Origin of the sequence: Vibrio gangliei (genome assembly GCF_026001925.1) — a bacterium.
In the GTDB taxonomy this organism is placed as follows: domain Bacteria; phylum Pseudomonadota; class Gammaproteobacteria; order Enterobacterales; family Vibrionaceae; genus Vibrio; species Vibrio gangliei.
In genome coordinates this window covers 2,288,552-2,313,458 of record NZ_AP021869.1, presented here as the reverse complement: position 1 = coordinate 2,313,458, position 24,907 = coordinate 2,288,552, and the positions used below count along the sequence as shown (strand labels likewise).

General features: G+C 45.9%; 11 protein-coding genes, 4 tRNA genes and 5 rRNA genes. 19 read left to right on the top strand and 1 reads right to left on the bottom strand.

Annotated elements, in window-relative coordinates:
* The first annotated feature begins 117 nt into the window (after positions 1-117).
* The 4 genes from tamA to Vgang_RS10625 all read left to right on the top strand — a co-directional run bounded on the left by tamA (position 118) and on the right by Vgang_RS10625 (position 6,505).
* Positions 118-1,854, top strand: coding sequence for an autotransporter assembly complex protein TamA (gene tamA / locus Vgang_RS10640; RefSeq protein WP_170066863.1), 1,737 nt, complete (start codon positions 118-120; stop codon positions 1,852-1,854).
* Positions 1,854-5,642 carry an autotransporter assembly complex protein TamB gene (gene tamB / locus Vgang_RS10635; RefSeq protein WP_105903591.1) on the top strand — a complete coding sequence of 1,263 codons (3,789 nt, stop codon included), beginning with the start codon at positions 1,854-1,856 and terminating at the stop codon, positions 5,640-5,642. The genes tamA and tamB overlap by 1 nt, the downstream gene beginning before the upstream one ends.
* A 55-nt stretch (positions 5,643-5,697) precedes the next feature.
* Complete coding sequence (locus tag Vgang_RS10630) at positions 5,698-6,051, top strand: gamma-glutamylcyclotransferase family protein (RefSeq protein WP_105903592.1); 354 nt, start codon at positions 5,698-5,700, stop codon at positions 6,049-6,051.
* A 97-nt stretch (positions 6,052-6,148) separates the two neighbouring features.
* Complete coding sequence (locus Vgang_RS10625; protein ID WP_105903593.1) at positions 6,149-6,505, top strand: DUF2799 domain-containing protein; 357 nt, start codon at positions 6,149-6,151, stop codon at positions 6,503-6,505.
* Between the two features lie 134 nt (positions 6,506-6,639).
* On the opposite strand, the gene zur is transcribed toward Vgang_RS10625, so the two are convergent.
* Entirely contained in the window at positions 6,640-7,107 is a 468-nt protein-coding gene (zur, locus tag Vgang_RS10620) for a zinc uptake transcriptional repressor Zur (RefSeq protein ID WP_105903594.1), read from the bottom strand.
* A gap of 119 nt (positions 7,108-7,226) precedes the next feature.
* On the opposite strand from zur, the gene dusA reads away from it, so the two are divergent.
* The 15 genes from dusA to Vgang_RS10545 all read left to right on the top strand — a co-directional run bounded on the left by dusA (position 7,227) and on the right by Vgang_RS10545 (position 24,903).
* Positions 7,227-8,213, top strand: coding sequence for a tRNA dihydrouridine(20/20a) synthase DusA (gene dusA / locus Vgang_RS10615; protein WP_105903595.1), 987 nt, complete (start codon positions 7,227-7,229; stop codon positions 8,211-8,213).
* A 290-nt stretch (positions 8,214-8,503) separates the two neighbouring features.
* Positions 8,504-8,716, top strand: a complete 213-nt coding sequence (locus Vgang_RS10610; protein ID WP_105903596.1) for an envelope stress response protein PspG — start codon at positions 8,504-8,506, stop codon at positions 8,714-8,716.
* Positions 8,717-8,876: 160 nt separating this feature from the next.
* A complete protein-coding gene (locus tag Vgang_RS10605; protein ID WP_105903597.1) occupies positions 8,877-9,107 on the top strand; it encodes a hypothetical protein in 231 nt (76 codons plus the stop codon).
* A 207-nt stretch (positions 9,108-9,314) separates the two neighbouring features.
* On the top strand, positions 9,315-11,126 hold the full coding sequence (locus Vgang_RS10600; RefSeq protein WP_105903598.1) for an assimilatory sulfite reductase (NADPH) flavoprotein subunit: 1,812 nt from the start codon (positions 9,315-9,317) through the stop codon (positions 11,124-11,126).
* Positions 11,126-12,853, top strand: coding sequence for an assimilatory sulfite reductase (NADPH) hemoprotein subunit (gene cysI, locus Vgang_RS10595; protein ID WP_105903599.1), 1,728 nt, complete (start codon positions 11,126-11,128; stop codon positions 12,851-12,853). Before Vgang_RS10600 ends, cysI begins: the two co-directional genes overlap by 1 nt.
* Positions 12,846-13,628, top strand: a complete 783-nt coding sequence (locus tag Vgang_RS10590) for a phosphoadenylyl-sulfate reductase (RefSeq protein ID WP_105903600.1) — start codon at positions 12,846-12,848, stop codon at positions 13,626-13,628. Before cysI ends, Vgang_RS10590 begins: the two co-directional genes overlap by 8 nt.
* 632 nt (positions 13,629-14,260) lie before the next feature.
* A 16S ribosomal RNA gene (locus Vgang_RS10585) occupies positions 14,261-15,802 on the top strand.
* Between the two features lie 67 nt (positions 15,803-15,869).
* Positions 15,870-15,945 (top strand) — tRNA-Ala (locus Vgang_RS10580).
* Between the two features lie 292 nt (positions 15,946-16,237).
* Positions 16,238-19,125: ribosomal RNA gene (locus tag Vgang_RS10575) — 23S ribosomal RNA — on the top strand.
* Positions 19,126-19,261: 136 nt separating this feature from the next.
* Positions 19,262-19,377 (top strand): 5S ribosomal RNA (rrf, locus tag Vgang_RS10570).
* A 371-nt stretch (positions 19,378-19,748) separates the two neighbouring features.
* A 16S ribosomal RNA gene (locus tag Vgang_RS10565) occupies positions 19,749-21,290 on the top strand.
* Between the two features lie 93 nt (positions 21,291-21,383).
* Positions 21,384-21,459, top strand: a tRNA-Glu gene (locus Vgang_RS10560).
* Positions 21,460-21,479: 20 nt separating this feature from the next.
* Positions 21,480-21,555, top strand: a tRNA-Lys gene (locus Vgang_RS10555).
* 41 nt (positions 21,556-21,596) lie between these two features.
* A tRNA-Val gene (locus Vgang_RS10550) sits at positions 21,597-21,672 on the top strand.
* Positions 21,673-22,015: 343 nt separating this feature from the next.
* Positions 22,016-24,903 (top strand): 23S ribosomal RNA (locus Vgang_RS10545).
* Together the 16S, 23S and 5S rRNA genes with 4 tRNA genes alongside form the textbook arrangement of a ribosomal RNA operon.
* The last annotated feature ends 4 nt before the right edge of the window (positions 24,904-24,907 follow it).

Below are 24,907 nucleotides of genomic sequence, written 5' to 3'. Positions count from 1 at the left end.
TTCGACCTACAAACATATAGACCGTTTAATCCCTGTGGTCATTTCAAGTTTATTGATGCAGTTGCATTTGATCTGACAAACTACAGCAGTTTTGGGTATGAGTACAAACATTCACTTATGAAAAAATGCCGCCTGACTTCATTGCTGTTCTGCCTGCTGTTTTTTTCAGCGATGCCGAGCTATGCCGACACCGATCTGACCATTGAAGGGCTAGATGGCGAGTTGGACGATAACGTGTCGGCCTACCTTTCGTCGATCAAAGAAAGTGAATATTCCACGTCATTACGTTTTCAATCCCGAATCAAAGAAAATATTACCGATGCGTTGAAAGCATTAGGTTACTACAACCCAGACATCGAGTTTGTGATTGAAGGTGACGAAAGCGATCCTCAAGCTGATCATGAATTGATTGTGAATGTTGATCCGGGTTTGCCCACCATTATTTATGAAAGCGATATTGTGATTGAAGGGGAAGCACGGAACGATCCTGATTTCCGTCGCTTAGTCGATCGTTCGAATTTGAATCTAGGTCAAGTGATCAATCATGGTAATTACGAAGGGTTAAAAGGATCGTTAAGAAATTTAGCATTGCAAAAAGGCTATTTCGATGGTCAATTTGTGGCGACAAAATTGGAAGTTTCTCCGAGTCGTAATCAAGCTTTTGTGCACATTCATTATAAAAGTGGGCCGCGTTATAGCTTCGGTGCCACTACTATTCTTGGTAGCCAAATTGAAGAGCATCGAGTGCAATCGTTGGTGCCATACAAACCAGGCGATCCTTATCAATCGATTCAAGTGGGTGAGTTAAACCAGAACTTATCCAGCTCTGAATGGTTTTCTAGCATTTCAGTGGAGCCGCAAATTGACAGCGAAACGGAAGACAAGTCTCTACCTATGACGGTGCGCGTTGCTCCGCAAACTCGAAACCAAATTGAAACCGGTTTGGGATATTCAACCGATGTCGGGCCTCGCGGTAAGCTATCGTGGAAAAAGCCATGGCTGAATAAATATGGTCACAGTATTGGGGCCAGTGTGATGTTGTCGCATCCTGAAAAAACCTTCACCGCAAACTATAAAATTCCTCTAGAAGACGTGTTGCATGATTATTACTTAGTGCAATATGGCTTTAAAGATGAAGACGATAACGACACCGATAGCCAAGAACAAAATTTATCTTTTGAGCGCCATTGGCTGTATGACAAGGGTTGGCATCGTACTATTTATACTCGTATCTTGTATGAAGACTATGTGCAGGCATCAGAATCCGGCAATTCATTGTATGTTTTACCTGGGATTACCTTTTCGCGCGTGCGTTCACGTGGTGACACCATGCCGATGTGGGGAGATAAACAAAGTATCAATGTTGAATATGGCGATCCAAACTTACTATCGGATACACGTATTGTCCGCGTAACAGGACATACAGGCTGGATTCGAGGTATTGGTCGTAATCATCGCTTCTTAACGCGCCTTGATGCGGGCGGTGCATTTGCTGATGATTGGTCAGAAGTGCCGCCATCTTTACGTTTCTTTGTCGGGGGAATTAATTCCTTACGAGGTTATGGCTATGAAGAAATTTCGCCCAAAGATGATAATGACGAATTGGTTGGTGGTGCTTATATGGCGACCAGTAGCCTAGAATATCAATACCGAGTCGTGGGTAACTGGTGGGGGGCAGCTTTTATCGATGTTGGTGACGCATGGACAGACACGCCAGAATGGAAACGCGGCGTCGGCTTAGGCATTCGCTGGGCATCACCTGTTGGGCCTGTACGTCTAGATTTTGCTTATGGATTAGATGCCGATCCAGGAGATGAATTTAAAATTCACTTTACCTTGGGGCCGGAATTGTAATGAAACGCTTACTGAAGTGGCTGCTTGGTCTCATTCTTCTTATACCCACCACGGTATTGGTGACGATTTTATTGCTGGCGGTATTACTGTTTACCAATATTGGCTTGAGCAGCGGGTTATGGTTGGCGCAAAAGTTGGTCTCTCCATTATCCGTTGGCGAGGTCGAAGGCAGTTTATTGCCCGGTTTTACTTTGCATGATGTGCGTTACCAAGACCCGGACTTAGGTATTAATGCGGAATTACAGCGCTTTGATTTTTCAACCTCGATAGACTGTTTGTTTGAGCAGTCTATTTGTATCGATACTGTTGCGGTCAATGGATTAACATTCGACATGCCGACAGCACCAACTAGTGAAGAACAACCTGAGCCTGAAAACGATTCAGGCATGCCGGCTATTTTTATCCCTATTCCCATTTCACTCACCCATTTAAAACTGAATGATATTGATGTTAATGCTTTAGGTTATAAGGCCAGTTGGAAGCAGTTTTCTACCGGTTTGTATGTACAAGGTCGAACTTTAACGTTACGCCCTACGCAATGGAAAACCATCCGTCTAGCGTTACCCAATCAACCAGAGTCGACGACTCCTGAACCTAAAGATACAACACCGTTAGCGCAAAGACCGGATATCGAATTACCGACGGTTAATCTTCCTTTTACTGTGCAGGTTGAACAATTTGATGCGCGTGATTTTGTGTTACAGCAAGACTCACCATTCACGGTGAATCATCTTGGTTTCAAAGGAAGAGTGTCAGGTAGTCAAGTGAATGTTCAGTCATTGGTATTGGATATGCCAGAGTTGGACCTGAACTTAGATACCAAGGTGACCTTATCGGGGAATTATCCGCTGGATTTGAAAGCCAATGCGGACATCAAAATGCCTGATTACCAAGGGCAAAAAATTCAGTTAGCTGCCAGTGGCAGTGTGGCCGATCTTACCTTATCGTCGCAACTCTCAGGGCCTGCTCAAGCTTCGTTAAAAGGCAAAATCCAGCCATTAAAAGCCACCTTACCTTTTGCGATAACGTTGCATGATGCCAAAGCGCAATGGCCATTTAAGGGCGAAGCAGATTACAACCTCGATCTCGATCATTTGGATGGCAAAGGTTCATTAGAGCATTATCAATTGGCTTTAGAGGGGAAAGTCGCAGGTAAAGCGATCCCTCAAGCCGATATTGACCTCAACGGGCAAGGGTCGCTTGAACAAATCGATTTTGAAAAATTGTCGATTGATACTTTGGGCGGCAATCTTTCTGGTCAAGCCATGGTGAATTGGGCCGAGCCGCTCAATTGGAAAGCCACACTAGGATTAACCGACATTCAGCCAGGGATGCAGTGGCCGGAAGCAGAAGGAAGACTGAACGGTAGCTTTATTAATATTGGTAGCCTGACAAAACAAGGCGGCTGGCGCGTGAATTTCCCAAGTTTATCGATTGATGGTGATCTACGTGGTTATCCTTTAGTTCTTAAAGGCCAACTTAGTGCCAATGATGTCTCAGGTAAAGGTCAGTATCGAGCCAGAAGTACGGGGTTGAAGCTGGCGCATGGAGAGAATTTTGTCCGAGTAAAAGGCAAGCTCGATGATGCGTGGAATATGGATGCTACCGTTAATTTACCGAAATTGTCAGAGACTATTCCGCAGCTTTCGGGGCAAATTCGTGGCGACATTCAACTACGTGGACAGCAGAAAACGCCGTCCATTGTGACAGACCTTACCGCAAATCAAATTGATTGGAATAAAGGGGAGGCGACACTAAGCTCTTTATTGGTCAAAGGTCAGGTTTCGCCTTTGCCGGCCCCGAGTGGTGATATCCAACTTATCGCCGAAAATGGCTTTTATCAAGATCAACAATTGAAATATTTGACGGTCAATTTTAAAGGCGATCAACAAGCGCATCAGCTTGATTTAGATGCCACGACAAACCTAATTTCAGCTCAGCTTTCCGTCAACGGTGGGCTTATCACTAAGCCAAAACAAACCTGGCAAGGTCAATTGGAATCGGCACGAATCACTTTAATTGAGCCAAATACGCCACCAGAAAATGACCCGGTTTGGAAGATTGATCATCCGGTCAATCTTCGCTATGGATTAACGTCTCAAAGGGCAGAAGTGCAAGCCCATTGCTGGCAGCACCAGTCGTCGAACATCTGTTTAGATAAGGATTTGTCAGCGGGTGAGTCGGGGGAAGCGAACTTGTCCATTCAGCAGTTCTCATTTTCTGAATTAAAAGCGTTTTTGCCTCCGGATACGGAAATCAATGGCGAGCTGAATGCTACCGCCTGGGCGAAATGGGCACCGAATACTGCACCACAAGTTAAACTCGATGTTGATGTCCCTGCCGGCCGTGTGACACAAAAGCTGGATACGCCCCTGCCGGTTGATTGGGATAAGTTGCAGTTTTCGGCTGATTTGAAACAAAACAAGCTCGATCTTAGTTGGCTATTACAATTAACTCGTAATGGCAAAATTGAAGGCCAAGCCACGATCCCTAATGTGACAGCAAAGCAAATGTCGATCGATGGCAAAAATACGATTAATTCGATTCATTTTGGCTTCTTACGACCACTACTTGGCCAGCAAAATAACCTTAATGCCGAGTTGAACTCTGAACTGAGCTTTAAAGGGCCGATATTGAATCCTCAAGTGGTGGGGAATTTGGATATCGACGATTTGAAAATTGAAGGGCAAATGTTCCCGGTTGATATTCATAAAGGCGAAGTCAAAACTCAATTTAATGGCTACTCCGCGACGTTAAACAGCGTGCTGGAAACCGCCGATGGGAACTTGAATTTACAAGGCGAGGCTAACTGGGCGCAGCAAACTAACTGGTATGCCAATTTGCGCGCTTATGGTGATGAACTTAAAGTTGAAGCGCCACCTATGGTCAGCCTTAAAGTGAAGTCAGACCTCACTATTGCCGTGACGCCACAACTGGCCAAAATTACCGGTAATATTGATATTCCATGGGGACGCATTTTGGTGGAAGAACTACCAGAAAGCGCGGTTGGAGTCTCGAAAGATGAAGTGTTGTTGGATGAAAATTTAGAACCATTAGACGAAAATAATGGTTTGCCGATGGTGCTTGAAACCGATGTGACGATTAATATTGGTGACGATGTGAGCCTATCTGCATTCGGTCTGAAAGGTAACCTAGTCGGCAGCCTAAAAGTCTCGGAGAAAGATAAAGGTCCATTTATTCTTGGTGAAGTGCGAATTGAAAAAGGTTATTACCAATCTTTTGGGCAAGATCTCATCATTCAAGAAGGTAAGATTTTAATGAATGGGCCAGCCGATCAACCTTACTTAGCGATTAAAGCCATTCGTAACCCCGATAACACCGAAGATGACGTGATTGCAGGGATCCAAGTGACAGGCCCTGCCGATGCGCCTGAAGTGACGGTTTTCTCAGAGCCTGCGATGTCGCAAACCAGTGCATTGTCTTATTTATTACGTGGCCGCGATGTGGATGATGGTTCTGGCGGCAGCGCCATGACTACGGCTTTAATTGGATTGAGTTTGGCTAAGAGTGGCAAATTAGTTGGTGAATTAGGTGAAGCCTTTGGGGTACAAGATTTACAACTCGGTACTGCTGGTTCCGGTGATGATTCACAAGTCACCGTCAGTGGTTATATTGCTCCGGGTTTACAGGTGAAATACGGGGTTGGCATATTTAATGCCCTTGGTGAATTTACGGTGCGATATGAGTTATTAACTAACTTCTATGTCGAAGCGGTGACGGGGGTGGACAGCGCCGTGGATTTCCTTTATCAATTTAGCTTCAACTGATTGTTAGCGTTCATGGATTGACGCTGATTGTATTGTTTTATCTGGAGGCCAAGGCATGGCGCATCATGTGTTTGTTTACGGTACTTTACGTCAAGGTAAGTCAAATCACGGCTTATTAAATCAAAGTGAATTGCTCGGCGTGATCACGACCGAACCGTTATTTGATCTGTTTGATCTTGGTCCTTATCCTGCCGCAATCGAAGGGAGCAGAACCCTAGTTGGGGAAGTGTATCGAGTTGATGATTTGACCATGGCTCAGCTCGATGAGTTAGAAGATTACCCAGTGGAATACGATAGAAAACAAATTGATACCCCATTTGGGCTGGCATGGATTTATTTATATCAAAATCATCAGAACCTAACTCAATTAATCGAAAGTGGAGATTACTGCCAGGCTGGCCATCAATAAAAGTGAACCGTATTTAACGGTAATGCGTATAAACGGATTAAGTATATACGACAGACTATTCTTTATATGTGTCCCTTAATTGATAATGGAGACCATTATGAAACAGATACTTATTGTGATGACATTATTTGTGATCGCAGGTTGTACTACTCCAAATGGTATGCCTGACAACGGCAATAATTTACCTTGGCAAACTTATGGCCAGCAAATGGGTGAGAAGGGCTTAATTGAGCATTCCCAGCAACAATTGGCTAAACACTCTGACTACGTCACCGATGAAACCTATCAAGCTTATCAGCAAGGTTATCAAGCTGGGCTAAAAACGTATTGTAGCCAAAACGCTGCGTGGTTAGGCTCAACAGGCCAACCCTATCGCGGCGTGTGCGATAACATTGACCCTTTCTTTGCACAAGATTATTTATCGGGTGCTCAATCGCGTTCTTCTGGTTTATAGCCGTTTTGTAAAGTGTCAAAGCAAAAGAGAATCCGTTATGGGCTTCTCTTTTTAATTGAGTTCTTATACCAATCGTACTTCCGACGCAATTTCTGACCATCTAATTAGTGTGATTGGTATTACGACCAAATAATTTATTGGCAGTTTTTACAGATACCGTGGGTTTCAATTACGTGGTTGGTGAGTTTGAAACCATGTTCATTTATGTTTTTGGTGAGGCGCTTCACCAAAGCATCATCCTGAAGTTCAGCCACATCACCGCATTGGTCGCAGATCAGCAGGTGAGAGAAATGCTTATGTTGACCGTGGCAGTCGTGTTCATCGAAAAAGCAGCAAGAGACAAAGCTGTTGGTAGATTCTACACGGTGAATGAAACCTTGTTCGAGCAAAAATTCTAATGCACGATAAACCGTCGGTGGCTTAGCCTGAGGCTCCGTTTGCTTGAGTTTATCCAGCAATTCATAAGCGGTGGATGAACCTTTTTGTTGCCAGATCAGCTCCAGCACTTGCTGACGTTGTGAAGTGAGGCGAACCCCTCTTTGCTGACAAAGTTCAGTCACTTGTTGAAGTAAACGTGTATTCAAAATTCCAGCCTTAATCATGCCCTAACAGTGGTTAATAGATGGCTCCATCACCGTCGATATTTGGTTGATGTGCACTTCTGTCGCCTATGGTAAAATATTTGGCTTAATAAGTCAGAGATATTTATCCCATATAGATTATGAAAAATTACCCTATGCAACGTTTTTCCGTCGCGCCCATGCTCGATTGGACGGATCGTCATTGTCGCTACTTCCACCGTTTGTTATCTGAGCATACCTTGCTCTATACAGAAATGGTGACAACCGGTGCTATTCTCCACGGAAAAGGGGATTTTTTACAGTTTTCTCAGCCAGAGCATCCTATTGCCTTGCAATTAGGTGGTTCGAACCCTGTTGATCTCGCCAAGTGCGCAAAGTTGGCGGCAGAACGTGGTTATAATGAAATCAACCTAAACGTTGGTTGCCCATCAGACCGTGTACAAAATGGTATGTTTGGTGCCTGCTTAATGGCTGAACCTGAGCTGGTGGCAGAGTGTATGGCGGCAATGCGTGAAGTGGTGGATATTCCTGTCACGGTTAAAACACGTATTGGTATCGATGAGCAAGATTCCTATGAATTCTTAACTCGCTTTATTACTCTGGTGAGTGAAAAGGGTGGCGTTGACCAATTTACTATTCACGCGCGCAAAGCATGGCTTTCAGGTTTGAGTCCAAAAGAGAACCGAGAAATTCCAGAGCTGATTTATGAGCGCGCTTATCAAGTAAAAAAAGATTTCCCGCATTTAACCATAGCAATCAATGGTGGCGTAAAAACGCTGGATGAATGTGAAGCGCATCTTAAGCATGTAGATGGTGTGATGGTGGGGCGTGAAGCTTATCAAAATCCATATTTATTGGCTGAAGTGGATCAACGTTTATTTGGCGGTGATAAGCCAGTGAAAAAACGTCGTGAGATCGTCCGTGAGATGTTGCCATATATAGAAGATGAAATGGCGAAAGGGGCTAGTCTAGGTCATATTACTCGTCATATGCTAGGTCTATTCCAAGCAATGCCGGGCGCACGCCAATGGCGTCGACATATCAGTGAAAATGCCCATAAAGCGGGGGCTGGCATTGAAGTGGTTGAAGCCGCATTAGCTAAAATTCCAGCTGAGCTCGACGTTTAATTCTTGTTATTCATCCCCATATCTATTAATGGCTAATTTGACTGATAGTTGGTCAAATTAGTCACTTTTATATTTCTTCTCTATTGCGCTATTTTTAACTAATTGATTAGTAATGAGTTAAATTAAAAATAAGTTGGCCCAAATTCTGCAATGTTATTTCAGTGCCTATTGTCTATGCATAAGTTGACCCAGTTTCATTGGTTTATTTATGGGTCTATGTCTTAAACCTTTGCCGTATTCTTTGCGTGTTTTCATTTTAATGGCCAGATAGGTTTAACTAGGAGAGATGTATGTTCGAATTATTGTTTATCGTGATTTTCTTTGGTGTGCTGATGTTCACTGGGGTAACCATGGTGACTTTCTTTATTGCTATCGCCGCCGCGTTATTGTTGGGGTTTGTGATTAGCATGCTGGGAGCGGTGATCAAGTTGCTACCTTGGATTATCCTAGCACTGATCGGCTTATATATTTACAAACATTATAATAAGCCGAGCACATTCTAAAATTGGCAGCTCTAATAATAAGTTAGGCTCTTAAAGAAAACTTTAGCTTTCAATGCTTGAGTGAGGTGGCTCAATAAATACCCTTATTTTTCTCGCAAGTTTTCAAATTTGCGTCATGATTAATAAGTGAAGGTAATTGAGTAACACGGAAGGGCTCGTTATGACAGTGACAGAACTACGCCGCTTATACCAAGAGAAGCAATTGCTTGAGGCGATTATTGAATCTTCAATTGAAGAAGAAGATTGGATCGTAGAGTTTCGCCATAATCGTGGCGGGCTGGTGTTGCTCACAGATGAACATGGTAAAGAATGTCATTATCAAGATATGGATGAAGCTTCACGCTCTGCGTTAGATGTGGGGTTCAAACAAGTGCGCATTGCCAATAAATAAAGCCAAATCAAATTTATATTGCCGCTGTTTGCTTTGTGCAGACAGCGGCATTTCATTTCTTATTTCCAAAAAGTTATAAAACATACTTATCAATTCTTTCTCGACATTCATCAGAATCGTTAATCTAGCAACATGAAGCAATTTTATACCTAGATGCCTAAGTGAACCCTATTTGCTTAGACGAATAAAAAGATAGGATGTCGTGACATGTTACTAAAGGATCTTTCGGCTCTGGCTAGCCCGCTTAATGATCAACAAATTGGTCAATTGCAACAAGCGATGGCTGAGCTGTCTCCACAACAACTGGCCTGGGTCAGTGGTTATTTTTGGGGGCTGAGTCAAACCGGCCAGCCAGCAGGAGCAAACCCATCATCTCAATTATCTGTTGCAGCGCAGCCGGCAGGCAAATTGACCATCATTTATGCCTCGCAAACGGGTAATGCCAAAGGCGTCGCGGAAGCTCTCAAAAATGAAGCCGATGCTAATGGTATTGCGGTGGAATTATTTGATGCCAGTGATTACAAAGGCAAAAATCTCGCTAAAGAAACCCATGTGATCATTGTTGCTTCGACCAATGGTGAAGGTGAAGCACCAGATAATGCGATAGAACTGCATGAATTTTTGCAATCGAAAAAAGCGCCTAAGTTACCGAACCTGCAATATGCGGTGATCAGTCTTGGTGATTCCAGTTATGAATTCTTCTGCCAAACCGGTAAAGACTTTGACAGCTACTTAAGCAAATTGGGCGCGACAGCATTTTTAGATCGCGTTGATTGTGATGTCGATTATGAAGCGCCCGCAGCGGAATGGCGTAAGCAAGCACTAGAAAAAGTGAAAGAAGCTTTGTCATCACAAGATGCGCAAGTGGTGCAACTGCCGGTTGGACAATCTGCCCATGTTGAAAATCCATGGAATAAACAAAACCCTTATGCCGCAACCTTGCTGACTAGCCAAAAGATCACGGGGCGAGATTCTGGTAAAGACGTTCGTCATATTGAAATTGATCTAGAAGGATCAGGTATCAGCTATCAGCCGGGCGATGCGCTGGGTGTTTGGTATGAAAACAGCGCAGATTTAGTCGCGGCAATTTTAGAACAAGTCGGTTTATCAGGTATTGAAAGTATTGAGCTTGATGGTGACAGCATTTCTATTCACAGTGCTTTAGTGAGTAAATTTGAGATCACAGCATCAAACCCTCAACTTGTGACTAAATACGCTGAGCTTTCTGGAAGTAAAAAGCTGCAAAAGCTGGTGGAAGATAAAGACAAGCTGCGTGAGTATGCGGGAAACACACAAGTTATTGATGTGCTAAGAGAAAAGAAAACGACGCTGACTGCTGAGCAATTAGCGAGCCTATTCCGTAAATTAACTCCTCGTCTTTATTCTATCGCATCTAGTCAAGCCGAAGTGGAAGAAGAAGTGCATCTCACGGTTGGATTGGTGGAATATCAACAAGGTGAAGAAACTCGCTTTGGTGGTGCATCCCATTACCTAACTCATCGTTTGGAAGAAGGCGATAACGTTAAAGTCTTTATTGAGCACAATAATAACTTTAAGTTGCCTCAAGATGATAATACTCCTGTGATCATGATTGGTCCGGGAACCGGTATTGCTCCATTTCGCAGTTTTATCCAGGAACGTGAAGCGCGTGATGCCGAAGGGAAAAACTGGTTATTCTTTGGCGACCGTACTTTCACCCAAGATTTCTTATATCAAGTGGAATGGCAGAAGTATTTGAAGTCTGGAATCTTAACTAAGTTGGATGTGGCCTTTAGCCGTGATCAAGCGGAAAAAGTCTATGTACAAGATCGCATCTTAGAAAATGGGCCGGAAGTATGGCAATGGTTACAGCAAGGTGCCTACATTTATATTTGTGGTGACGCCAATCGCATGGCAAAAGATGTCCATAACGCATTAATTCAAGTTGCCAAAGAGCAAGGTCAATTAGGTCAAGAACAAGCCGAAGCATTTATTAATGACCTACGTAAAGCAAAACGTTATCAAAGGGATGTGTACTAATGAGCACGAAAGAACAAGTTGTATTAGGTGAAGTATTAGGTCCACTTTCTGATGGTGAGCGTTTAAAAGCTGAAAGTAATTTTTTACGTGGTTCGATTGCAGAAGATCTACAAAACCCAATTACCGGAGCAGTGACGGGTGACAATTTCACACTGATTCGTTTTCACGGGATGTACTTACAAGATGATCGTGACCTTCGTGCTGAGCGAGCCAAGCAAAAACTTGAGCCGCTACATACTTTGATGCTTCGTGCGCGCTTACCAGCTGGTGTTATCACTCCAACCCAATGGCTTGGTGTCGATAAGTGGGCGGATGAGCATACTTTATATGGCAGTATTCGCTTAACGACGCGTCAAACCTTTCAATATCACGGTATTTTAAAGCCTAATATTAAGAAGGTTCATAAAGCGCTTAACTCGATTGGTATTGACTCGATTGGTACCGCTGCAGATATGAATCGAAATGTACTATGTACGGCGAACCCATATCAATCTGAAGTACACCAAGAAGCGTATGAATGGTCAAAGAAGATCAGTGAACACTTTTTACCGCATGCTCGAGGCTATGCGGAAGTTTGGTTGGATGCGGAAAAAATCGATAGTACCGTTCAAGAAGAAGAGCCTATTTTAGGCCGCACCTACTTACCACGAAAATTTAAAACCACTATTGCGATTCCACCGCTGAATGATGTCGATGTTCATGCTAATGATTTGAACTTTGTGGCAATTGAAGAAAACGGTAAGTTAATTGGCTTTAACGTTTTAGTAGGCGGTGGTCTTGCTATGACCCATGGGGATACTTCTACCTATCCTCGTCGTGCAGATGATTTTGGCTTTATTCCTGTTGATCAAACTTTAGCGTTTGCTGAAGCTGTAGTAACAACGCAACGTGATTGGGGTAACCGTTCTAACCGTAAAAATGCTAAAACAAAATATACGTTAGACCGTGTTGGTATTGATGTATTTAAAGCGGAAGTTGAAAAACGCGCTGGGAGTCAATTTGCACCAAGTCGACTTTATGAATTTACTGAGCGTGGTGATCGCATTGGTTGGTCAGAAGGTATTGACGGTAAACATTACTTGTCTCTATTTATAGAGAATGGTCGTATTTTAGACTACCCTGGAAAACCACTTAAGACTGGTATGGCTGAACTGGCGAAAGTCCATAAAGGTGACTTCCGTATTACAGCAAACCAAAATCTAATTGTGGCGGGTGTATCTGCAGATGACAAAGACCTGATAGAAAGTATTGCTGTCGCGCATGGTCTAATGGATGTTTCTATTAGTGAGCAGCGTAAAAACTCGATGGCATGTGTGGCATTTCCTACTTGCCCACTAGCAATGGCTGAAGCAGAACGTTTTCTTCCTTCTTTTGTTACCGAGGTGGAAAGCATTTTAGCAAAACATCAGTTACCTAAAGAAGAAAACATTATATTACGTGTAACAGGCTGCCCCAACGGCTGCGGGCGAGCAATGTTGGCTGAGATTGGCTTAGTCGGCAAAGCGCCGGGTCGTTATAACTTGCACTTAGGCGGTAACCGCAGTGGTACTCGTGTGCCTAAAATGTATAAAGAGAACATTACGGATAAACAAATCTTAACGGACATTGATGAACTAGTCGGTCGTTGGGCTCAAGAGCGTAATGAAAATGAAGCGTTCGGGGATTTTGTGATTCGTGTTGGCATTATTGATGAGGTCGTGATCTCTAAGAGGGACTTCCATGCTTAATGACATAAAACAAGTTAATCAGTTAGAAGAGCTGCTTTCTCTTAATAAAGTAGAGCAAAGTTTAAAGCTCGCTGAGATTAATGAGCAGTTAGAGAAGCTTTCCGCCCAACAAAGAGTACGTTGGGCGCTCGATAACTTACAGGGTGAATTTGCGGTTTCATCCAGTTTTGGTATTCAAGCTGCGGTAATGCTGCATTTAGTCACGCAAGAAAAAGCGGATATACCGGTTATCTTGACCGATACTGGGTATTTGTTTCCAGAGACATACCGCTTTATTGATGAGCTGACTAAAAAGTTGAACCTTAACCTAAAAGTGTTCCGTGCAGAGCAAAGCCCAAACTGGCAAGAAGCCCTTTATGGTAAGTTGTGGGAACAAGGCGTCGAAGGAATAGAAAAGTATAACAAGATAAATAAAGTGGAACCTATGCGTCGAGCACTACAGGAGCTCAAGGTTTCAACTTGGTTTTCTGGTTTACGTCGCGAACAATCCAGTTCGCGTAATCACTTGCCTATTCTTGCGATCCAAAATGGTGTATTCAAATTTCTACCTATTATTGATTGGAGCAACAAAGACATTTATGACTATTTGCAAAAGCATGGTTTGTCTTACCATCCATTATGGGAAGAAGGTTACTTATCAGTAGGGGATACTCACACCACGAGAAAGTGGGAGCCTGGTATGTCTGAAGAGGAAACGCGCTTTTTTGGCTTAAAGCGAGAATGCGGTTTGCATGAAGATGACCCTGATGCGCAGAAAGATGGGTCAGGCATATAAAAGTAAGATTATTTAAATCAACTCTCTTTATTATGCTTTATAAAAGAAGATGGCTTTCGGGCTATCTTCTTTTTTATAGGTGAAAGTTAAGGTAGAAAAGAATAATTCTGTGGATAACTTGTGTTTATAACTTGAGTAAATAGGTATAAATAACTGGTTGGGTGGAAATTGAACATGTAACCTTTATTTTTCAAATTTTTTCTAAAAAGCGCTTGCCAATGTGATTCGGATCTCTATAATGCGTCCTCACTGACACGGCGGGGCTCACAAGGCAACGAAACGACAGTGAAAGGCCTCTTTCATAATCGCATGATGATTTAGAAAGAAAGCGAAAAAAGTTTTAAAAAGTGTTTGACACGAACTTTTAAATCGCTAAAATGGCCGCCCTGTTCAACGAGATGCGCTAAGTGATCTCAATAAGAACAACGCTCTTTAACAATTTAAACCTATCAATCTGTGTGGGCACTCGTTGATGATAATCAAATAGAGATACTTCGGTATCACATTGGTTTCAATGAACTGAGTGACCAATCAAGTTTTTAACTTGGCACAGTCAATTCAACATTACTAAGCTTTTTATTTTAAAAGTAAGGTGTATGTAATCAGTTATTCATTGAGCCGAACAAAATCTTAAATTGAAGAGTTTGATCATGGCTCAGATTGAACGCTGGCGGCAGGCCTAACACATGCAAGTCGAGCGGTAACAGGAGAAAGCTTGCTTTCTCGCTGACGAGCGGCGGACGGGTGAGTAATGCATAGGAAGTTGCCCAGTAGAGGGGGATAACCATTGGAAACGATGGCTAATACCGCATGACCTCTTCGGAGCAAAGCAGGGGACCTTCGGGCCTTGCGCTATTGGATACGCCTATGTGGGATTAGCTAGTTGGTGAGGTAAGGGCTCACCAAGGCGACGATCCCTAGCTGGTCTGAGAGGATGATCAGCCACACTGGGACTGAGACACGGCCCAGACTCCTACGGGAGGCAGCAGTGGGGAATATTGCACAATGGGCGAAAGCCTGATGCAGCCATGCCGCGTGTATGAAGAAGGCCTTCGGGTTGTAAAGTACTTTCAGTTGTGAGGAAGGCGGTAAGATTAATACTCTTATCGTTTGACGTTAGCAACAGAAGAAGCACCGGCTAACTCCGTGCCAGCAGCCGCGGTAATACGGAGGGTGCGAGCGTTAATCGGAATTACTGGGCGTAAAGCGCATGCAGGTGGTTTGTTAAGTCAGATGTGAAAGCCCGGGGCTCAACCTCGGAAGGTCATTTGAAACTGGCAAACTAGAGTACTGTAGAGGGGGGTAGAATTTCAGGTGTAGCGGTGAAATGCGTAGAGATCTGAAGGAATACCAGTGGCGAAGGCGGCCCCCTGGACAGATACTGACACTCAGATGCGAAAGCGTGGGGAGCAAACAGGATTAGATACCCTGGTAGTCCACGCCGTAAACGATGTCTACTTGGAGGTTGTGGCCTTGAGCCGTGGCTTTCGGAGCTAACGCGTTAAGTAGACCGCCTGGGGAGTACGGTCGCAAGATTAAAACTCAAATGAATTGACGGGGGCCCGCACAAGCGGTGGAGCATGTGGTTTAATTCGATGCAACGCGAAGAACCTTACCTACTCTTGACATCCAGAGAAGCCAGTAGAGATACAGGTGTGCCTTCGGGAACTCTGAGACAGGTGCTGCATGGCTGTCGTCAGCTCGTGTTGTGAAATGTTGGGTTAAGTCCCGCAACGAGCGCAACCCTTATCCTTGTTTGCCAGCACTTCGGGTGGGAACTCCAGGGAGACTGCCGGTGATAAACCGGAGGAAGGTGGGGACGACGTCAAGTCATCATGGCCCTTACGAGTAGGGCTACACACGTGCTACAATGGCGCATACAGAGGGCAGCGAACTTGCGAGAGTAAGCGAATCCCAAAAAGTGCGTCGTAGTCCGGATTGGAGTCTGCAACTCGACTCCATGAAGTCGGAATCGCTAGTAATCGTAGATCAGAATGCTACGGTGAATACGTTCCCGGGCCTTGTACACACCGCCCGTCACACCATGGGAGTGGGCTGCAAAAGAAGTAGGTAGTTTAACCTTCGGGAGGACGCTTACCACTTTGTGGTTCATGACTGGGGTGAAGTCGTAACAAGGTAGCCCTAGGGGAACCTGGGGCTGGATCACCTCCTTACGTAAAGATTGTGCATTGATGAGTGTTCACACAGATTGATTAGGTTTATAAGTTAAGAATTGAAGTTGGGGCTATAGCTCAGCTGGGAGAGCGCCTCGCTGGCAGCGAGGAGGTCTGCGGTTCGATCCCGCATAGCTCCACCATCTTTAAGTGTTTTCAGTGAAAATATTTAAAAATGGTTAATTCGAAAGACTTAACTTGCTCTTTAACAATTTGGAAAGCTGACTGATAACAACGATTGTTGTTATCGTAAAAGTTCTCAATGTTTATCTTTAAGATAAACACACAACACACATTCAAGTGTCTTGTATTCAAACAAACAATTCATTGTTTGTTCTATTGAGTCCGGCAACGATGACTAAGACTAACCCTCTTAATCATCAAAAACTAAAACCTTATTTAGTTGAACATACATAAGACCCTTTTGGGTTGTATGGTTAAGTGAATAAGCGTACACGGTGGATGCCTAGGCAGTCAGAGGCGATGAAGGACGTAGTAACTTGCGATAAGCGTAGATTAGGCAGTAACAGCCACTTGAGTCTACGATTTCCGAATGGGGAAACCCACATGCATAAGCATGTATCTTAACATGAATACATAGTGTTAAGAGGCGAACTCGGGGAACTGAAACATCTAAGTACCCGAAGGAAGAGAAATCAACCGAGATTCCGAAAGTAGCGGCGAGCGAAATTGGATTAGCCCTTAAGCTTTATATGCGTCAGGTGAAGGCTCTGGAAAGTGCCGCGATACAGGGTGATAGCCCCGTAACCGACAACGTATACTAAGTGAAATCGAGTAAGGCGGGACACGTGATATCCTGTCTGAACATGGGGGGACCATCCTCCAAGGCTAAATACTCCTGACTGACCGATAGTGAACCAGTACCGTGAGGGAAAGGCGAAAAGAACCCCTGTGAGGGGAGTGAAATAGAACCTGAAACCGTGTACGTACAAGCAGTAGGAGCACCTTCGTGGTGTGACTGCGTACCTTTTGTATAATGGGTCAGCGACTTATATTTAGTAGCAAGGTTAACCGTATAGGGGAGCCGTAGGGAAACCGAGTCTTAACTGGGCGTCGAGTTGCTAGGTATAGACCCGAAACCAGGTGATCTAGCCATGGGCAGGTTGAAGGTTGAGTAACATCAACTGGAGGACCGAACCGACTAATGTTGAAAAATTAGCGGATGACTTGTGGCTAGGGGTGAAAGGCCAATCAAACCTGGAGATAGCTGGTTCTCCCCGAAAGCTATTTAGGTAGCGCCTCGGACGAATACTACTGGGGGTAGAGCACTGTTAAGGCTAGGGGGTCATCCCGACTTACCAACCCTTTGCAAACTCCGAATACCAGTAAGTACTATCCGGGAGACACACGGCGGGTGCTAACGTCCGTCGTGGAGAGGGAAACAACCCAGACCGCCAGCTAAGGTCCCAAAGTATAGCTAAGTGGGAAACGATGTGGGAAGGCTCAGACAGCCAGGATGTTGGCTTAGAAGCAGCCATCATTTAAAGAAAGCGTAATAGCTCACTGGTCGAGTCGGCCTGCGCGGAAGATGTAACGGGGCTAAGCTATACACCGAAGCTGCGGCAGCATACTTTAGTATGCTGGGTAGGGGAGCGTTCTGTAAGCCGTTGAAGGTGAACTGAGAAGTTTGCTGGAGGTATCAGAAGTGCGAATGCTGACATGAGTAACGATAAAGGGAGTGAAAAACTCCCTCGCCGGAAGACCAAGGGTTCCTGTCCAACGTTAATCGGGGCAGGGTAAGTCGACCCCTAAGGCGAGGCCGAAAGGCGTAGTCGATGGGAAACGGGTTAATATTCCCGTACTTCTTACAAATGCGATGGGGGGACGGAGAAGGCTAGGTGGGCCTGGCGATGGTTGTCCAGGTTCAAGTGCGTAGGCTGATTTCTTAGGTAAATCCGGGAAATCTTAAGGCCGAGACACGACGTCGAGCGCCCAAGGGCGTGAAGTCATTGATGCCATGCTTCCAGGAAAAGCCTCTAAGCTTCAGTTTGTAAGGAATCGTACCCCAAACCGACACAGGTGGTCGGGTAGAGAATACCAAGGCGCTTGAGAGAACTCGGGTGAAGGAACTAGGCAAAATGGTACCGTAACTTCGGGAGAAGGTACGCTCCTAGCGGTGATGAGACTTGCTCTCTAAGCTGCCGGGAGTCGCAGATACCAGGTGGCTGCAACTGTTTATTAAAAACACAGCACTGTGCAAAATCGTAAGATGACGTATACGGTGTGACGCCTGCCCGGTGCCGGAAGGTTAATTGATGGGGTTATCTTCGGAGAAGCTCTTGATCGAAGCCCCGGTAAACGGCGGCCGTAACTATAACGGTCCTAAGGTAGCGAAATTCCTTGTCGGGTAAGTTCCGACCTGCACGAATGGCGTAATGATGGCCACGCTGTCTCCACCCGAGACTCAGTGAAATTGAAATCGCTGTGAAGATGCAGTGTACCCGCGGCTAGACGGAAAGACCCCGTGAACCTTTACTACAGCTTGGCACTGAACATTGACCCTACATGTGTAGGATAGGTGGGAGACTTTGAAGCAATCACGCCAGTGGTTGTGGAGTCGTCCTTGAAATACCACCCTTGTAGTGTTGATGTTCTAACTTAGCCCCGTTATCCGGGGTGAGGACAGTGCCTGGTGGGTAGTTTGACTGGGGCGGTCTCCTCCCAAAGAGTAACGGAGGAGCACGAAGGTGGGCTAAACACGGTTGGACATCGTGTGGTTAGTGCAATGGCATAAGCCCGCTTGACTGCGAGAATGACAATTCGAGCAGGTGCGAAAGCAGGTCATAGTGATCCGGTGGTTCTGAATGGAAGGGCCATCGCTCAACGGATAAAAGGTACTCCGGGGATAACAGGCTGATACCGCCCAAGAGTTCATATCGACGGCGGTGTTTGGCACCTCGATGTCGGCTCATCACATCCTGGGGCTGAAGTCGGTCCCAAGGGTATGGCTGTTCGCCATTTAAAGTGGTACGCGAGCTGGGTTTAGAACGTCGTGAGACAGTTCGGTCCCTATCTGCCGTGGGCGTTGGAAGATTGAAGGGGGCTGCTCCTAGTACGAGAGGACCGGAGTGGACGAACCTCTGGTGTTCGGGTTGTCATGCCAATGGCATTGCCCGGTAGCTAAGTTCGGAATCGATAAGTGCTGAAAGCATCTAAGCACGAAGCGAGCCCTGAGATGAGTCTTCCCTGGCGCTTTAAGCGTCCTAAAGGGTTGTCGGAGACTACGACGTTGATAGGTTGGGTGTGTAAGCGCTGCGAGGCGTTGAGCTAACCAATACTAATTGCCCGTGAGGCTTAACCATACAACACCTAAAGGGTTTTGATGGACTCAAAAGAATACAGATAAGCACTTGAATGAGTGATGAGACTTTAGCTAGAGATAGCAAACAGCTTTCCGAATTAAGTTAAGCGCCTAACGGCGATTAACAAAAGAATTTGCTTGGCGACCATAGCGCTTTGGACCCACCTGATTCCATGCCGAACTCAGAAGTGAAACAAAGTAGCGCCGATGGTAGTGTGGGGTTTCCCCATGTGAGAGTAGGACATCGCCAGGCTTTGATTTCTAGTAAAAACCCATATAAATACGGGTTTTTATTTTCACTCTAAAAGAGTGAAGTCAAAATAATGTTTTTAATGAAAATATTATCTTGACTTTAAATTTTGGAAGCGTATTATACGCATCCTGCTTGGGCGAGACCTAGTCAAGCCATTGAAAGCAAAGCTCTTTAACAATTTAAACCTATCAATCTGTGTGGGCACTCGTTGATGATAATCAAATAGAGATACTTCGGTATCACATTGGTTTCAATGAACTGAGTGACCAATCAAGTTTTTAACTTGGCACAGTCAATTCAACATTACTAAGCTTTTTATTTTAAAAGTAAGGTGTATGTAATCAGTTATTCATTGAGCCGAACAAAATCTTAAATTGAAGAGTTTGATCATGGCTCAGATTGAACGCTGGCGGCAGGCCTAACACATGCAAGTCGAGCGGTAACAGGAGAAAGCTTGCTTTCTCGCTGACGAGCGGCGGACGGGTGAGTAATGCATAGGAAGTTGCCCAGTAGAGGGGGATAACCATTGGAAACGATGGCTAATACCGCATGACCTCTTCGGAGCAAAGCAGGGGACCTTCGGGCCTTGCGCTATTGGATACGCCTATGTGGGATTAGCTAGTTGGTGAGGTAAGGGCTCACCAAGGCGACGATCCCTAGCTGGTCTGAGAGGATGATCAGCCACACTGGGACTGAGACACGGCCCAGACTCCTACGGGAGGCAGCAGTGGGGAATATTGCACAATGGGCGAAAGCCTGATGCAGCCATGCCGCGTGTATGAAGAAGGCCTTCGGGTTGTAAAGTACTTTCAGTTGTGAGGAAGGCGGTAAGATTAATACTCTTATCGTTTGACGTTAGCAACAGAAGAAGCACCGGCTAACTCCGTGCCAGCAGCCGCGGTAATACGGAGGGTGCGAGCGTTAATCGGAATTACTGGGCGTAAAGCGCATGCAGGTGGTTTGTTAAGTCAGATGTGAAAGCCCGGGGCTCAACCTCGGAAGGTCATTTGAAACTGGCAAACTAGAGTACTGTAGAGGGGGGTAGAATTTCAGGTGTAGCGGTGAAATGCGTAGAGATCTGAAGGAATACCAGTGGCGAAGGCGGCCCCCTGGACAGATACTGACACTCAGATGCGAAAGCGTGGGGAGCAAACAGGATTAGATACCCTGGTAGTCCACGCCGTAAACGATGTCTACTTGGAGGTTGTGGCCTTGAGCCGTGGCTTTCGGAGCTAACGCGTTAAGTAGACCGCCTGGGGAGTACGGTCGCAAGATTAAAACTCAAATGAATTGACGGGGGCCCGCACAAGCGGTGGAGCATGTGGTTTAATTCGATGCAACGCGAAGAACCTTACCTACTCTTGACATCCAGAGAAGCCAGTAGAGATACAGGTGTGCCTTCGGGAACTCTGAGACAGGTGCTGCATGGCTGTCGTCAGCTCGTGTTGTGAAATGTTGGGTTAAGTCCCGCAACGAGCGCAACCCTTATCCTTGTTTGCCAGCACTTCGGGTGGGAACTCCAGGGAGACTGCCGGTGATAAACCGGAGGAAGGTGGGGACGACGTCAAGTCATCATGGCCCTTACGAGTAGGGCTACACACGTGCTACAATGGCGCATACAGAGGGCAGCGAACTTGCGAGAGTAAGCGAATCCCAAAAAGTGCGTCGTAGTCCGGATTGGAGTCTGCAACTCGACTCCATGAAGTCGGAATCGCTAGTAATCGTAGATCAGAATGCTACGGTGAATACGTTCCCGGGCCTTGTACACACCGCCCGTCACACCATGGGAGTGGGCTGCAAAAGAAGTAGGTAGTTTAACCTTCGGGAGGACGCTTACCACTTTGTGGTTCATGACTGGGGTGAAGTCGTAACAAGGTAGCCCTAGGGGAACCTGGGGCTGGATCACCTCCTTACGTAAAGATTGTGCATTGATGAGTGTTCACACAGATTGATTAGGTTTATATAGAAGAGTTTATAAGAAAGCATCCCAATGCTTTCAATCCTGTGTCCCGTTCGTCTAGAGGCCTAGGACACCGCCCTTTCACGGCGGTAACAGGGGTTCGACTCCCCTACGGGATACCATTCTCCTTTGAGAATAAAAGGGGTCGTTAGCTCAGTTGGTAGAGCAGTTGACTTTTAATCAATTGGTCGCAGGTTCGAATCCTGCACGACCCACCATTCCTTCCATAGGAATGCTTACTTTAGGTAAGAGAAATTATGGGCGATTAGCTCAGTTGGGAGAGCACCTGCCTTACAAGCAGGGGGTCACTGGTTCGAGCCCGGTATCGCCCACCACTCTTTAAATACTTTTACGATGCATCGCATCCAATCTTTATTGTTGGATGGGGTTTAGTGACGATGAAAGTCTTTAAAAAGTGGTTTGTAATAACAAACTCTTTGCTCTTTAACAATTTGGAAAGCTGACTGATAAAACATTTTATGTTTTATCAAATAAAAGTTCTCAATGTTTATCTTTAAGATAAACACACAACACACATTCAAGTGTCTTGTATTCAAACAAACAATTCATTGTTTGTTCTATTGAGTCCGGCAACGATGACTAAGATTAACCCTCTTAATCATCAAAAACTAAAACCTTATTTAGTTGAACATACATAAAGACCCTTTTGGGTTGTATGGTTAAGTGAATAAGCGTACACGGTGGATGCCTAGGCAGTCAGAGGCGATGAAGGACGTAGTAACTTGCGATAAGCGTAGATTAGGCAGTAACAGCCACTTGAGTCTACGATTTCCGAATGGGGAAACCCACATGCATAAGCATGTATCTTAACATGAATACATAGTGTTAAGAGGCGAACTCGGGGAACTGAAACATCTAAGTACCCGAAGGAAGAGAAATCAACCGAGATTCCGAAAGTAGCGGCGAGCGAAATTGGATTAGCCCTTAAGCTTTATATGCGTCAGGTGAAGGCTCTGGAAAGTGCCGCGATACAGGGTGATAGCCCCGTAACCGACAACGTATACTAAGTGAAATCGAGTAAGGCGGGACACGTGATATCCTGTCTGAACATGGGGGGACCATCCTCCAAGGCTAAATACTCCTGACTGACCGATAGTGAACCAGTACCGTGAGGGAAAGGCGAAAAGAACCCCTGTGAGGGGAGTGAAATAGAACCTGAAACCGTGTACGTACAAGCAGTAGGAGCACCTTCGTGGTGTGACTGCGTACCTTTTGTATAATGGGTCAGCGACTTATATTTAGTAGCAAGGTTAACCGTATAGGGGAGCCGTAGGGAAACCGAGTCTTAACTGGGCGTCGAGTTGCTAGGTATAGACCCGAAACCAGGTGATCTAGCCATGGGCAGGTTGAAGGTTGAGTAACATCAACTGGAGGACCGAACCGACTAATGTTGAAAAATTAGCGGATGACTTGTGGCTAGGGGTGAAAGGCCAATCAAACCTGGAGATAGCTGGTTCTCCCCGAAAGCTATTTAGGTAGCGCCTCGGACGAATACTACTGGGGGTAGAGCACTGTTAAGGCTAGGGGGTCATCCCGACTTACCAACCCTTTGCAAACTCCGAATACCAGTAAGTACTATCCGGGAGACACACGGCGGGTGCTAACGTCCGTCGTGGAGAGGGAAACAACCCAGACCGCCAGCTAAGGTCCCAAAGTATAGCTAAGTGGGAAACGATGTGGGAAGGCTCAGACAGCCAGGATGTTGGCTTAGAAGCAGCCATCATTTAAAGAAAGCGTAATAGCTCACTGGTCGAGTCGGCCTGCGCGGAAGATGTAACGGGGCTAAGCTATACACCGAAGCTGCGGCAGCATACTTTAGTATGCTGGGTAGGGGAGCGTTCTGTAAGCCGTTGAAGGTGAACTGAGAAGTTTGCTGGAGGTATCAGAAGTGCGAATGCTGACATGAGTAACGATAAAGGGAGTGAAAAACTCCCTCGCCGGAAGACCAAGGGTTCCTGTCCAACGTTAATCGGGGCAGGGTAAGTCGACCCCTAAGGCGAGGCCGAAAGGCGTAGTCGATGGGAAACGGGTTAATATTCCCGTACTTCTTACAAATGCGATGGGGGGACGGAGAAGGCTAGGTGGGCCTGGCGATGGTTGTCCAGGTTCAAGTGCGTAGGCTGATTTCTTAGGTAAATCCGGGAAATCTTAAGGCCGAGACACGACGTCGAGCGCCCAAGGGCGTGAAGTCATTGATGCCATGCTTCCAGGAAAAGCCTCTAAGCTTCAGTTTGTAAGGAATCGTACCCCAAACCGACACAGGTGGTCGGGTAGAGAATACCAAGGCGCTTGAGAGAACTCGGGTGAAGGAACTAGGCAAAATGGTACCGTAACTTCGGGAGAAGGTACGCTCCTAGCGGTGATGAGACTTGCTCTCTAAGCTGCCGGGAGTCGCAGATACCAGGTGGCTGCAACTGTTTATTAAAAACACAGCACTGTGCAAAATCGTAAGATGACGTATACGGTGTGACGCCTGCCCGGTGCCGGAAGGTTAATTGATGGGGTTATCTTCGGAGAAGCTCTTGATCGAAGCCCCGGTAAACGGCGGCCGTAACTATAACGGTCCTAAGGTAGCGAAATTCCTTGTCGGGTAAGTTCCGACCTGCACGAATGGCGTAATGATGGCCACGCTGTCTCCACCCGAGACTCAGTGAAATTGAAATCGCTGTGAAGATGCAGTGTACCCGCGGCTAGACGGAAAGACCCCGTGAACCTTTACTACAGCTTGGCACTGAACATTGACCCTACATGTGTAGGATAGGTGGGAGACTTTGAAGCAATCACGCCAGTGGTTGTGGAGTCGTCCTTGAAATACCACCCTTGTAGTGTTGATGTTCTAACTTAGCCCCGTTATCCGGGGTGAGGACAGTGCCTGGTGGGTAGTTTGACTGGGGCGGTCTCCTCCCAAAGAGTAACGGAGGAGCACGAAGGTGGGCTAAACACGGTTGGACATCGTGTGGTTAGTGCAATGGCATAAGCCCGCTTGACTGCGAGAATGACAATTCGAGCAGGTGCGAAAGCAGGTCATAGTGATCCGGTGGTTCTGAATGGAAGGGCCATCGCTCAACGGATAAAAGGTACTCCGGGGATAACAGGCTGATACCGCCCAAGAGTTCATATCGACGGCGGTGTTTGGCACCTCGATGTCGGCTCATCACATCCTGGGGCTGAAGTCGGTCCCAAGGGTATGGCTGTTCGCCATTTAAAGTGGTACGCGAGCTGGGTTTAGAACGTCGTGAGACAGTTCGGTCCCTATCTGCCGTGGGCGTTGGAAGATTGAAGGGGGCTGCTCCTAGTACGAGAGGACCGGAGTGGACGAACCTCTGGTGTTCGGGTTGTCATGCCAATGGCATTGCCCGGTAGCTAAGTTCGGAATCGATAAGTGCTGAAAGCATCTAAGCACGAAGCGAGCCCTGAGATGAGTCTTCCCTGGCGCTTTAAGCGTCCTAAAGGGTTGTCGGAGACTACGACGTTGATAGGTTGGGTGTGTAAGCGCTGCGAGGCGTTGAGCTAACCAATACTAATTGCCCGTGAGGCTTAACCATACAA

What these genes read in the sequence shown, in the direction of transcription:
- tamA (WP_170066863.1), top strand. Translation starts at nt 118, where the DNA reads ATGAAAAAATGCCGCCTGACTTCATTGCTGTTCTGCCTGCTGTTTTTT.
- tamB (WP_105903591.1), top strand. Translation starts at nt 1,854, where the DNA reads ATGAAACGCTTACTGAAGTGGCTGCTTGGTCTCATTCTTCTTATACCC.
- Vgang_RS10630 (WP_105903592.1), top strand. Translation starts at nt 5,698, where the DNA reads ATGGCGCATCATGTGTTTGTTTACGGTACTTTACGTCAAGGTAAGTCA.
- Vgang_RS10625 (WP_105903593.1), top strand. Translation starts at nt 6,149, where the DNA reads ATGAAACAGATACTTATTGTGATGACATTATTTGTGATCGCAGGTTGT.
- zur (WP_105903594.1), bottom strand. Translation starts at nt 7,107, where the DNA reads ATGATTAAGGCTGGAATTTTGAATACACGTTTACTTCAACAAGTGACT.
- dusA (WP_105903595.1), top strand. Translation starts at nt 7,227, where the DNA reads ATGAAAAATTACCCTATGCAACGTTTTTCCGTCGCGCCCATGCTCGAT.
- Vgang_RS10610 (WP_105903596.1), top strand. Translation starts at nt 8,504, where the DNA reads ATGTTCGAATTATTGTTTATCGTGATTTTCTTTGGTGTGCTGATGTTC.
- Vgang_RS10605 (WP_105903597.1), top strand. Translation starts at nt 8,877, where the DNA reads ATGACAGTGACAGAACTACGCCGCTTATACCAAGAGAAGCAATTGCTT.
- Vgang_RS10600 (WP_105903598.1), top strand. Translation starts at nt 9,315, where the DNA reads ATGTTACTAAAGGATCTTTCGGCTCTGGCTAGCCCGCTTAATGATCAA.
- cysI (WP_105903599.1), top strand. Translation starts at nt 11,126, where the DNA reads ATGAGCACGAAAGAACAAGTTGTATTAGGTGAAGTATTAGGTCCACTT.
- Vgang_RS10590 (WP_105903600.1), top strand. Translation starts at nt 12,846, where the DNA reads ATGCTTAATGACATAAAACAAGTTAATCAGTTAGAAGAGCTGCTTTCT.